At 72.7% G+C, this 12112-nt stretch carries 9 protein-coding genes; 8 read left to right on the top strand and 1 reads right to left on the bottom strand.

Annotated elements, in window-relative coordinates; genetic code table 11:
• The first annotated feature begins 55 nt into the window (after positions 1 to 55).
• The 6 genes from O7553_RS03945 to O7553_RS03970 all read left to right on the top strand — a co-directional run bounded on the left by O7553_RS03945 (position 56) and on the right by O7553_RS03970 (position 8455).
• Complete coding sequence (locus tag O7553_RS03945; protein WP_281553517.1) at positions 56 to 1582, top strand: trypsin-like peptidase domain-containing protein; 1527 nt, start codon at positions 56 to 58, stop codon at positions 1580 to 1582.
• A 119-nt stretch (positions 1583 to 1701) separates the two neighbouring features.
• Positions 1702 to 2157, top strand: a complete 456-nt coding sequence (locus O7553_RS03950) for an SRPBCC family protein (protein WP_281553518.1) — start codon at positions 1702 to 1704, stop codon at positions 2155 to 2157.
• Between the two features lie 126 nt (positions 2158 to 2283).
• Complete coding sequence (locus tag O7553_RS03955) at positions 2284 to 5775, top strand: cyclic nucleotide-binding protein (RefSeq protein WP_281553519.1); 3492 nt, start codon at positions 2284 to 2286, stop codon at positions 5773 to 5775.
• Positions 5776 to 5859: 84 nt separating this feature from the next.
• Positions 5860 to 6015: a hypothetical protein gene (locus tag O7553_RS03960; RefSeq protein ID WP_233606460.1), complete on the top strand. Its 156-nt coding sequence runs from the start codon at positions 5860 to 5862 to the stop codon at positions 6013 to 6015.
• A 105-nt stretch (positions 6016 to 6120) separates the two neighbouring features.
• A complete protein-coding gene (locus tag O7553_RS03965) occupies positions 6121 to 6960 on the top strand; it encodes an Os1348 family NHLP clan protein (protein ID WP_281553520.1) in 840 nt (279 codons plus the stop codon).
• 124 nt (positions 6961 to 7084) lie between these two features.
• Positions 7085 to 8455, top strand: a complete 1371-nt coding sequence (locus tag O7553_RS03970) for an ABC transporter ATP-binding protein (RefSeq protein ID WP_281553521.1) — start codon at positions 7085 to 7087, stop codon at positions 8453 to 8455.
• Positions 8456 to 8498: 43 nt separating this feature from the next.
• On the opposite strand, the gene O7553_RS03975 is transcribed toward O7553_RS03970, so the two are convergent.
• Complete coding sequence (locus O7553_RS03975; protein ID WP_281553522.1) at positions 8499 to 10040, bottom strand: serine/threonine-protein kinase; 1542 nt, start codon at positions 10038 to 10040, stop codon at positions 8499 to 8501.
• A gap of 203 nt (positions 10041 to 10243) precedes the next feature.
• Between O7553_RS03975 and O7553_RS03980 the strand changes: the two genes are divergently transcribed.
• Both O7553_RS03980 and O7553_RS03985 read left to right on the top strand, forming a co-directional pair.
• Positions 10244 to 11080, top strand: a complete 837-nt coding sequence (locus O7553_RS03980) for a patatin-like phospholipase family protein (RefSeq protein WP_281553523.1) — start codon at positions 10244 to 10246, stop codon at positions 11078 to 11080.
• Complete coding sequence (locus O7553_RS03985) at positions 11080 to 12102, top strand: 1-acyl-sn-glycerol-3-phosphate acyltransferase (protein ID WP_281553524.1); 1023 nt, start codon at positions 11080 to 11082, stop codon at positions 12100 to 12102. The genes O7553_RS03980 and O7553_RS03985 overlap by 1 nt, the downstream gene beginning before the upstream one ends.
• Positions 12103 to 12112 lie beyond the last annotated feature (10 nt).

The raw sequence follows: 12112 nt of genomic DNA on the forward strand, positions 1-12112 counted from the left end.
CAAAACCTCAGCCGCAAATCAGGTGCGTCAAAGTGCCGGGGGGCAATCTGAGTACATGAGCGAGCACGAGACCACGCCGCCGGCGGAGCCGTCGGACAAGGCTCAACCGCCGGCCAGCCCTTGGCAGGCCCCGGCTGGGTCGGGCCAGCCCGACCCGGCCGCCGGGCGTCCGTCCACCGACTGGACGCCGACCAACCAGCCGTACGCCGGCTCACCCGCACCGGCTCAGCCCGCGCCCAACTCACCCGCACCTGAGGCTCCCGCGTCTGTGGCTCCCGCGTCTGTGACTCCCGCGCCCGAGGCACCCACGTCGGCTCAGCCGGTCACCGGAGCGCCGCTCAGCGGCCAGCCGCAGGCCGGCCCGTACGCTCCCGGCTACGCCCAGGTGTCGTACGGGCACGGGCAGTGGAGCCACGGCCAGCCGTACGCTGGGCACGGCTACAGCCAGCCGCACGTCAGCTGGTCGCCGCCGCCCGGTGCCGCCGCCCAGGCCGGCGCACAGCCGCCGCCGAACCGGCTCGGTCGGATCGTCGCCGGCTCGGCGGTCGTCCTCGCCCTGATGCTCGGCTCCGGTGCGGTCGGCGGTGCGGTCGTCGCCGCCTTCGACAACGGCGGCGCGGCGCCAGCGGTGCAGACCGGCAGCAACGGTGGCGGCAGCGCGGCACCGGTGATCGACCGCTCGTCGCTCGCCGAGATCGCCGACGCCGTCCAGGACAGCGTGGTGTCCATCTCCACCGGCTCCGGTGAAGGCTCGGGTGTGGTGCTCAATGCCGAAGGCTTCATCCTGACCAACAATCACGTCGTCGAGTCGGCGCGCGGCGGATCGGTCACCGTGTACTTCGCCGACGGCGGCTCCGCGTCCGGCGGCGTGGTCGGCACCGACGCGCGCACTGACCTGGCCGTGGTCAAGGTCGACGACGTGGACGGGCTGTCCCCGGCGACCCTCGGCGACAGCAGCACGATGCGGGTCGGTGACACCGTACTGGCCCTGGGCAGCCCGCTGGGTCTGCAGGGTTCGGTGACCGCCGGGATCATCAGCGCGCAGGACCGCACCATCTCGGTGGGTGGCGGCCAGCAGCAGAGCCCGTTCGGCGGCGGGGGCCAGGTCAGCTCGATGTCCGGGCTGTTGCAGACCGACGCCCCGATCAACCCGGGGAACTCCGGTGGCGCCCTGGTCAACACCAACGGTGAGGTGATCGGCATCAACACGGCGATCGCCACCTCCGGTCAGGGCGAGGGCAACATCGGGGTCGGCTTCGCGATCCCCAGCAACAAGGCCAACGACGTGGCCGAAGCGCTGATGGCCGGCGAGGAGGTCAGCCACCCGTACCTCGGAGTGAGTGTGACCGCGGCTGACGAAGGCGGCGCGTTGATCGCGGCGGTCGAGGACGGCAGCCCGGCCGACCAGGCCGGCCTGGCCCAGGGCGACGTGGTCGTGCGGATCGGCGACACCCCGGTGAACGACTCGGATGATCTCGTCGCGGCGGTGCAGTCCGGCCAGGTCGGGGAACAGATCGAGATCACCTACGAGCGCGACGGCGAGGCGCGGACCGCCTCCGCGACCCTGGTCGACGCGCCGTGACCGCAATGTGACACAGATGGACCTGCCTCCCCCGAAAAGAGCGGCGGGTGGTGTGACCAAGGGGGTTGGTCACGCCGCCCGCCGTTCGCTTCTTCCCTGGCGTTCGCTACCTTCCCGGCGTGCGCACCGAGACCTTCACCGACCGGTTCACCGTCGCGGCGGCACCGGACCGGGTGCACGCCCACCTGGCCGACCCGGCCAACCACATCGGGCTTTCGCCGCTGATCGTCGCGGTCCGTGACATCGAGCGGAGCACCGACGCCGACGGCCACACCGTGCTGCGGTACATCGCGGTGGAGCGGTTCAAGATCGTCGGACCGCTGCGGTACGACAACATCCTGCACGTCCGGCAGACCGATACCGATCCGGGCCGCCGACTCGTGATGCAGGTACGCAGCCCGGCGCGGGTGTCGGTGCGGTTCGTGATGGAGACCGAGCCCGATGGCACCGGATCGGCGGTCACCGTCACTGTGAGTCTCACCATGCCGACCCTGCTGCGCTCCTATGTGGTGCGCACGGCCAGGCGGGTGCAGATGTTCCGGGCCCGTACCCTGGCCGAAAGGATGAGCGGCTGACCCCGGCGTAGTCGATCGACGGGACTTTTTCCGCACGACATGCTGTCCGAAGCGGTTGAGCAGTCGCGTGCGGTCGACAAGGCGGTCTAACCTGCAGCCGCAAGTAGCGGCGGAGGAGCAGGCACAGTGACGGTCGTCGAGACCAGGATGAGCGTGTGGGAGGCCCTGGCCGGCCGGGCACCGGGCCAGCCGGTCGCCCCGGCCGACGCCGGGCTGTGGGGTGCCGTCGTCGAACGGCTCAACCCGGCCCGGGCCCGGCCGGTGCTGCGGCCCGGTATCGAACACGTCGAGCTGACCTCGGTACGCGGGATGCCGTACGTGATGCTCCGCTCGCCGGACGGTCGCGGCGGTGCCTGCTACCTGCGGCTGGCCCCGGACGAGTGGCGGCTCGCCCAGCTGATGGACGGCAGCCGCACGGTGGCCCGGTTGGTCGCGGAGTTCGCCCGGATCGCCGGCCGGCTTGCCCCCGACCAGGTCACCCGGGTCGTCGCCGATCTGGCCGGCAACCGGATGCTCGCCGAGCTGCCGGTCGACGCGTTCCGCCCGCTGGCCCGGGTGCACCGCCGGCCGTGGCCGTTGCGGTTCGGCCGCACCCTGCTGGCCGTGGCGCAGGGCCGGCGTACCGTGCTGGCCGACGTCGACCCGCTGGTCGGCGCCCTCTACCGGGGCGGCGGCCGGTTCCTGTTCACCCGGCTGGCGGCGGTGCTGCTGGCCGTCGTCGCGCTGGCCGGGTTCGCCGCGTTCTGCTGGACCTGGTGGCGCGGCGAGCAGGCAGTCTTCCTCACCGGCGGGTCGTACGCGGCCGGCGCGGCGGTGCTGCTCGGGTTGAACGTGGTTGCCCTCGCCTGCCACGAACTCGGCCACGCCCTGGCCACGAAACACGCCGGCCGGCGGGTGCCGGCCGCCGGCTTCCTCATCTATTTCGGCATCCCGTCGGTCTTCGTCGACACCACCGACGTCTGGCTGGCTGGTCGCCGGCAACGGCTGATCACCACCGCCGCCGGGCCGGCCGCCGGGCTGGTGCTGGCCGGCGTCGCCGGCATCGTCGGGCTGATCTTCCCGGCCGCCGCACCGTGGACGTTCAAACTCGCCTTCGCCTGGTACCTCAACGCTCTGTTCAACCTCAATCCGTTCCTCGCCCTCGACGGCTACTACCTGTTGATGGACTGGCTGGAGATCCCGAATCTGCGTACCCGTGGCCTGGCCTACGTCGTCGGCCGGCTGCGCCGGCGCGGCCCGCGCTGGTCGGCGCTGGACCGGGAGGGCAGGCTGGTCGCCCTGTACGGGACGCTCGCCGTGCTCTGGGTGGTCATCGCGGTCAACCTGTTCTGGCGGATCTGGACCGACCGGGTCGCCGGCCTGGTCCTCGGCCTGTGGCGGTCCGGGTGGCCGGCCCGGCTGCTGCTCGCCGCGGTGGTCGCCGGCCTCGCCGCCCCGCTTGTCTACCTGGCAGCCGGCTGGCTGGCCCAGCGCTGGCGGCGGCTGCGCGGCGCGCTCGCCGAGCGGCGGCACGCCAGCGACACCCCACGGCGGCTGGACGCGCTGCGTGCCAGCGCGCTGCGGACACTGCCGGCCAGCGCGTTGAACCGGCTCGCCGCCCAGGCGCGCTGGGTGCACCCGCGTACCGGTCAGCAACTCGTCGCCGCCGGCGCGGCCCAGCCGGCGGTCTACGTCGTGGTCGACGGCGCGGTGGAGGGCCGGGCGCCCAGTGACCCGGCCGGCACGGTCCGGCAACGGCTCGGGCCGGGCGGCCTGGTCGGTCTGGCCAGCGCCCTGACCGGTACGCCGGCCACGCTCACCTGGCGCACCGCCGGTACGACGCTGCTGGCGGTGCCGCCGACCGCGGTCGCCACGGTCGTCGGCCCGCTGCCCGGTCCGCCGTCGACCGACCGGACCGCCGCCGAGTCGCTGTTCGCCGAGACCCCCGCACTGTCCGGGCTGACCCCGGAGGACCGGCTGGGGCTGGTGTCCCGGGCCCGGCCGGTGACGTTGCCGCCCGGCGCGCCGGTCCGGCTGTCCGGCCCGTACGACGCGGTGGTCCTCGAATCGGGTGTGATCGCCCTGATGGACGGCCTCGAACTGCGCCGGGGCACAATGATCGGCCCGGTCGGTGCCGATCCGCCGGACGTGGTCGCGACCACCCGTACACAGACCCGGCTGTGGCAGTTGCCGGCCGTCGCCGGGCTGCCGATGCTGCTCGGCGCGGCGCCGTCGCAGGTGGCCGAGGCCGCTGCGGCGACGGTCCGCGGCGGTCCGCCGACCAGCGGCGTGCATCCGCCCGCCGACTATCCGCCGCTGGCCGCCCCGCCCGGCCCGCCACCACCGGGGGACACCGACGACCGGGTGGACCGGCGGTTCGAGCGCCGGCTGTGGTGGCTGGTGCTGCTCCTGCTGCTGTTCGCGTTGCTGATCAGCGGCGGCAACCTGCTGCCCGGGCCGGCCTGGGCGGAGATGCCGGCCGACCGGGCGCTGCTGCGGGCCGAGCGGGGCACCGTCGAGGTGCGCACCGCCGGTGGGCGGCTGTTGACGTTGCGCGATGGTGCGGCGGCATACGTCGCCGAGGGGGACCGGATCGAGGTCGCCGACCGGTCGGCCGGTGAACTCGTCTTCCGGGGCGGGGCCGCCACGGTGCTCTGCGCCTGGGTCGAAGCCGAGGTGGGGGCGCTGTGGAGCGACGGCACCCGGCCGGTCGCGCCCAGCGGGGAGCTGACCCTGGACCGGGGCCGGATCCTGGCCGACACTGCCAGCGTCTCCGGTGCCTTCCGACCGTTGGCGATGACCGTGATCAGCCAGGACTCGGTACTGGCGAACCGGGGCGAGGCCTGGTTCGCGGTGAACGCCGGAACGGCCCGGGTGTCGCTCGGTGAGGTACGGCGCAACGGGGTGTCCCTGCGGGCCACCGGGGAGCAGCTCGGCTGCGGTGACGGCCAGGTCGTCGACCCGCCCGGCGGTACGCCGAGCGCCCCCGCTCCGGGCGCTACCAGCGGATCGCCGACGGTGCAGAGCCCGTCGCCGGATCTTTCCGCGACCAGCCAGCCGACGCCGGTCCCGGCGCCGAACCCCGGCGTGACTCGCCAGCCGCAGCCGACTACCCCGACCGCGCAGCCGAGCCCGCCCGGCCCGCCGCCGACCAGCGCCCCGGCGCCGACCACGGCAGCGCCGACGACCGGTCCGCCGACCGGTACGCCACTGGAGACCACGGCGCCGCCGACCACCGCCCCGCCGCCGACCACCGCCCCACCGCCGACCACCGCCCCACCGCCGAATGAGCCTCCGGTGATCGGCTGGGAGATCGAGCCGCAGGGCCCGATCACCCTGGTGACCGATAACGGGCCCTGCAGCGACTACCCGAGCAGCGTGCGTTGGATGGTCGTGGTCTCGGACGACTCGCCTGCCGGGTTGACCGTCGTCGCGCGGTACAGCGGGTTGGTGGAGCGCGTGGAGACCTTCCGTGGTGCGGGGACACACGAGGGCACCGTCGGCCCAGTGGCGTCCAACGAGTCGATCGGGACCGGGTCCGTGACGATCACGGTCACCGTCACGGACAGTGGCAAGCTCAGTCGGCAGGTGAGAAGCGATGTATTGGTTGTCGGCTGCGCGTTCGGCGAACAGACGTAGACATCGATCCGAGCGGAGATACAGGTGCTTTGTTGGTTCTGTCCGAAGGCGGCGCGGGGTGGCTGCCGGTTCTGCGGTCGAGGCGTGTGTGAGGACCACGCCCGCTTCGGTCCGTATCTGCTGGAGGTGCACCGGTCGGAGCGGCGGGGACGGGCGGAAGGGCTGGTCGTCGAGGACGCGTTGCAGTGCGGCACCTGCCGGCCCAGGCCGCAGCCTGTACCAATGCCGGAGCTGGACTGATCGAGGAGACGTCCGGTCACCGGCGACCCGCGCCGGACGCCGCCGGGCTCGTGGCGGATTGTGGCCCCGGACTACCCTGGAGCGACATCGACGAGGGGACCGGTGATGAGTGACTTCGACACCGCGCTCGAACGCCTGCTGACCGACCCTGGATTCGCCGCCGCGCTGGCCGCCGACCCGACTGCGGCGCTAGCCGGCTATCAGCTCACCGCCGAGGAGCAGGAGCTGCTGCGGACCCAGATGGGCGGTGCCGGGGGCGGCTCGACGGCGGCGGTGGAGACGCGGGCGAACCAGTCCAGCGCGTTCGGGCTGCTGAGCCCGTTGACCGGGATGATGGGCGGCTTCGGCGACATCGGCGCGGCGGCCGGTGCCGTCGACGAGGCTCTCGGCTCTGCCGGTGCGCAGAGCGGCTTCGGGCCGGCCGGTGCACAGAGCGGCTTCGGGCCGGCCGGGTCCGGCGGTGGGTTCGGTTCGGCCGGGGAAGACAGCGGCTTCGGGGCACGGCCGGAGGGCGCCGGTCCGCCGGTGCCGGACCGGTCCGCCGGGCTCGGCACGGCACCCCAGCCGGTCGAGCCGGCGGTGCCGGAGGACTACCGGACCCGGGTGGACGTCGACGGCGACGGCGAGTGGGACCGGCACATCGTCCGGGGACGGGCGGACGGCGGGGTGGACATACTGGTTGACCAGGACGGCGACGGTCGGGCCGACTTCGTCGGCCGGGACGACGACGCCGACGGTCTGGTCGACTCCGCGGCGTACGACACTGACGGTGACGGGTTCTTCGAGCAGACCCATTATGACGACGACGGCGACGGGTGGCTCGACCGCAGCGTCACCAACCAGCCCCCGCCCACCGGACCACCCCCGCCCACGCCGCCATCCCCGCCCCCGGCCGGCGGCGGGCTGATCGGCGACAACCTGCGGCTTCCCGAGGAACTGCGCTGACCTTCCCGACGGTCGCCGTCGGCGGTGCCGCCGCCGACCGCTCACCGGCGGTCGCGGGCCGTCCGTCGACAGGGGCTGGCGTCGATGGCCGCTGGGCCTGACGATGGGGTCAGGAGGTGATCGCGTGGTCGCCATCGCCACCGACCGGCTGACGAAGGTCTTCGACGACGGCACTGTCGCAGTCGACGGGGTGAGTCTCGCGGTCCCGTCCGGCCAGTTCCTGGTGCTGCTCGGGCCGACCGGGTGCGGGAAGTCGACGATCCTGCGGCTGGTCGCCGGCCTGGAGACTCCGACGTCCGGGCACGTGCTGATCGACGACCGGGTGGTGGACGGCTGGTCGGCGCAGCGACGACAGGTGTCCATGGTGTTCCAGGACTACGCGCTGTACCCGCATCTGAGCGTCGCCCAGAACATCGCCTTTCCGCTGCGCGTGGGGCACGGCCCGGCGGTGGAACAGCGGATCCGGCAGGTGGCCGCTGAGCTGGGCATCGCCGAACACCTGCACCGGCAGCCCGCCGTGCTGTCCGGAGGGCAACGTCAACGGGTCGCCATGGCCCGGGCCATCGTGCGCCAGCCGAAGGCGTTCCTGCTGGACGAACCCTTGTCCAATCTGGATGCTGGGCTGCGCGCCGAGCTGCGGGCCGACGTGACGGCGCTGGCCCGCCGGCACGGGGTGACCACCGTCTACGTGACCCATGACCAGACCGAGGCACTGACCATGGCGGACCAGCTCGCGGTGCTCCGCAAGGGCCGGCTGCAGCAGACCGGGCCGCCAGCGCAGGTGTACGGTGACCCGGCGAACCTGTTCGTCGCGGCGTTCCTCGGCACCCCGCGGACCAGCCTGCTGCAGGGGGCGGTCTACGCCGAGCCGGACCGGATGGTGATCGATCTCGGTTCGCAGGTGCTGGAACTGCCGGTGGGCGACGCCCGGGTGGCCCGGCTGGCCGAGCACCACACCGAGCGGGTGACCGTGGCGTTGCGGGCCGACGCGCTGCACCCCGTACCGCCGACCGGCGCTGACCCGGCGCTGCCCGGCGGCCCGGACCCGGCAGGGTCCGACCGGACGCTGTCAGTCACCCTGCGCGGCACGGTCCGGGCCGTGGAGAACCTCGGCCACGAGGCACTGGTCTGGGTGGATACCGGCGGTGTGCCCACCTCCCCGGCCGAGTCGCAACTGGACCTGCCGGATCCGCAGAACCACCTGGCCGAGCTGCTGGCCGAGGATCCGCCGCCCCGGCACCAGCTGCGGGAGACCATCGCCCGGATGATTCCGCAGCAGCGCCGTCCGGACCGGCCGGCGACCGCTCGGACCCGGTACGGTTTCTACCCGGTGTACGAGCCGGATCCGTCCGACCCACCGGGCGGTGACGGTGACGTCGTGGTCCGGGTGCCGGCGGCGGCGCCGCCGCAGCCCGGCGAGACGATGACCATGGCGCTGGATCTGGACCGGCTCCTGCTGTTCGACCGGTCCGGGCATCGCATCCGCCTGCACTGACACGCTCGTACCGCGACCCGGTTGGTGCCGTGGCTGCCGGCGGTCAGACAGCGGCACCGGCCAACTGGTCCAGTGCCGAGTCCAGCTTGTCGGCGTACGCGTAGGTGATCGCGCCTTCGTCGGCGCGGATCCGCACCTTGCGGCGCAGTTGGTCGACGTCCCGGTCGATGTCCGCGGTGCCACTGGTCAACGACGTCCGCAGGTTCCGGACCAGGTTCTGCAGGTCGAGGCCGGCATCGCGGCGGATCGCACCGTCCGTTAGCCCGTCGTCGATCACCTGACCGAGCAGGGTGATCGCCTCGTCGACGGTCGGAACGACCGGTGCGGTCGCCGCTGGTGCGGTGTCGGTTGCCGTGGGGGTCGGCGCGGCGCCGGTGGCTGGCGCGTCGGTGGGCGGTGCGTCCGCCGACGTCCCCGGCTGTGTCGGCTGCGTCGGCGGGGTGGGACCGGCGGGTGTACCGGTGGACTGCGGTTGCCCGCCGGGCGGCGGATGGTCGCTGCCCGGCCGCCGCAGCACCTCGGGCTGCAGCAGCAGGATCACGGCGACCGCGACGGCGCTGACCACCAGTAGCGTGGCGACCCTGGAGTCGAGCCGGCCGACCCGCCGTCGACCGTCGACAGCCGGTGCTCCGGCGTCTGGGGCCGGTGAATCGGAGCCGAGGGCCGATGTTTCGGCGGCGGCGGGTGGCGCAGCGTCGTACTCGGTCATCGTCGGCAGGGCCATCGTCGGCGCGAGCATGGTCGCCGCCTGCGGATCGGCGGGTAGCAACTGGTCCCGCAGCGCGGCGCCGACCTGGTGCGCGGTGGGGCGGCTCAGCGGGTCCCGGGACAGGCAGCGCAGGCAGATCTCGGCGACCGGGGTGGGCAGTCCGGGCACCGTCAGCGGCGGGATCTCCTGATCGAGTGCCCGGTGCAGGTCGTCCCAGGTGTCAGCGGGGTACGGCACCCGGCCGGTGAGGGTCTCGTAGAGCAGGACGCCGAGCGAGTAGACGTCGGTGGCGGGCTGTGCCGGCCGGCCGTCGAGGCGTTCCGGGGCCACGTACGCCGGGGTGCCGAAGGTCTCGCCCTCCTCGTCCTCGTCGGGGGCACCGATCTGGGTGGCGATCCCGAAGTCGAGCACCTTGACGCCGATCGAGGTCATCATGATGTTCGCCGGGGTGACGTCGCGGTGCACGATGCCCAACCGGTGCGCGGCGGCCAGCGCCTCGGCGACCTGGGCGCAGGTCTCCACCGCCGCCGGCCAGGCCAGCGGGCCGGCGGTGAGCCGGGCGTCCAACTCCTCGCCGGACAGCAGCTCCATCACCACGAACGCGGTGACGGTGCCGTCCGGTGCGACCGCCTCGCCGTAGTCGTGCACCGCGGTCACGTGTGGATGGATCAGCTGGGCGGCGGACCGCGCCTCCTCCCGCACCATGCTGCGGAACCGCGCGTCGGCGGCCAACGACGCGGCGAGCACCTTGACCGCGACCACCCGGTCGAGCACCTCATCGCGGGCGCGCCAGATGACCGACATGCCGCCGGCACCGATCCGGTCGATGAGACGGTATCTGCGGGCGAGTAGTTCGCCCGCTTGCAGCGATGCCATCGTTGTCGCACCTGCCTGGGGAGTGGAGGTCGTATCAGGCTGCGCGAATTGGCACGTCCTGTCAACGGCACGTTAAACAGGTGAACATTTATCATTTAACCCGACATAAATCGGCATTGGCGATGAGCCGGTAGTTCCGACCGAGCCCGGGCGGCGGGACCGACCTGACCGGCGGCCACCGGGCCCGTGCCAGGATGAACGCCATGGTCAACGGTCCGGTCGCCTTCGTGCTGGGTGGCGGCGGGGTACTCGGCGCGGTCGAGGTCGGCATGCTGCGCGCCCTGTTCCGCTCCGGCATCGAGCCCGATCTCGTCGTCGGCACCTCGATCGGCGCGGTCAACGGTGTACTGGTCGCCGCCGACCCCTCCGAGGCGGTCACCCTGCGGCTGGTCCGGCTCTGGGCCTCCCCGGAGGCCAGCGAGGTGTACGGCGACTCGATGGCCCGCCAGTTGCGCCGGTTCGCCGCCCGTACCCACCTGCACTCGCCACGGCCACTGCGCCGGCTGCTGGCAGCCGAACTGGGCGAGACCACCACCTTCGCCGACCTGGCCGTGCCGTTCCACTGCTGCGCCGCCAGCATCGAACGCGCCGCCGAACACTGGTTCGACACCGGCCCGGTGGTGCCGGCAGTGCTCGCCTCGGCCGCGGTGCCCGGCCTGCTGCCCCCGGCTGAGATCGACGGCGAGCACTTCATCGACGGTGGGATCGTCAACTCGATCCCGATCGGCAAGGCCGTCGAAGCCGGGGCGAAGCGCGTCTTCGTGCTCCAGGTCGGCCGGATCGAGCGGCCACTCAGCGCACCCCGGCGGCCCTGGGAGGTCGCCCAGGTCGCCTTCGAGATCGCTCGCCGGCACCGGTTCGCCCGGGAGTTGGCGGCGCTCGGTCACGATGTGGAGGTGCACGTACTGCCGACTGGTGGGGGAGAGACGCGTGACGACACACCCTGGGCGTACCGGGACATGACCGCTGTCGGCCGCCGGATCAGCCGCGCCTACACCGCCTCCCGGCGCTACCTCAAGACCAACGTGGCCGGCTGCTGATGCCGCTGCCACCCCGCTGGGTACGCCGGACACTGCTCGCCCCGGCCGTACCGCTGCTTGCCGCAGCGGTGCTCACCACGCTGCCGTTCTGGATCTTCCTGGCCGCAGCCGCTTCGTTACTGGTGCCCGGCCGGCTGCGGGTGTTGCGACTGTTCTGGGTCGCCGTGGTCTACCTGCTGTGGGACACCGCCGCACTGATCGCCCTCTTTGGACTCTGGCTGGCCTCCGGCTGCGGATGGAAGATCCGCAGCCCGGCGTTTCAACGCGCCCACTACGTGCTGACCGGTTGGTTCCTGACGTTCTTCTTCTGGCACGCCCGTTGGGCGTTGCGGCTGAGTATCGACGTGGTCGGCACCGATCCGGACACCGCGCTGCCCGGCCGTCCCGAACTGGTGGTGTCCCGGCACGCCGGCCCGGGTGACTCGTTCATCCTGATCCACGGCCTGGTCAACTGGTTCGACCGGGAGCCGCGGATCGTGCTCAAGGAGACCCTGCAGTGGGATCCGGCGATCGACGTGCTGCTCAACCGGCTGCCCAACCGGTTCATCGCCCCCGGCGACCGGCGCGCTGAGCCGGTCGAGACCCAGATCGCACACCTGGCGACCGGGCTGGACGCCAACGACGCGTTCGTCATCTTCCCCGAGGGCGGCAACTTCACTCCGGGCCGGCGCAGCCGGGCCATCGAGCGGCTGCACGCGTTGGGACTGCGCGGGATGGCGGCCCGAGCCGAGTCGATGCGGCACGTCCTGGCGCCGCGCCCCGGCGGCCTGCTCGCCGCGCTGGACGCCGCCCCGGACGCGGGCGTCATCTTCGTCGCGCACACCGGCCTGGACCGGATGCTGACCGGCGCCGACGTGTGGCGGGAACTGCCGATGGACAAACGGATCGTGATGCGGTTCTGGTCGGTGCCGCCCGAGGAGATTCCGGCCGGCCGTGACGAACGCATCGAATGGCTCTACGACTGGTGGGCGCGGATCGATTCGTGGATCGAGAAGAACCGCTCGGACACCTTGAGGGCGTAAGGTGCGCTCC

Source organism: Solwaraspora sp. WMMA2059 (assembly GCF_027497315.1).
Taxonomy (GTDB): domain Bacteria; phylum Actinomycetota; class Actinomycetes; order Mycobacteriales; family Micromonosporaceae; genus Micromonospora_E.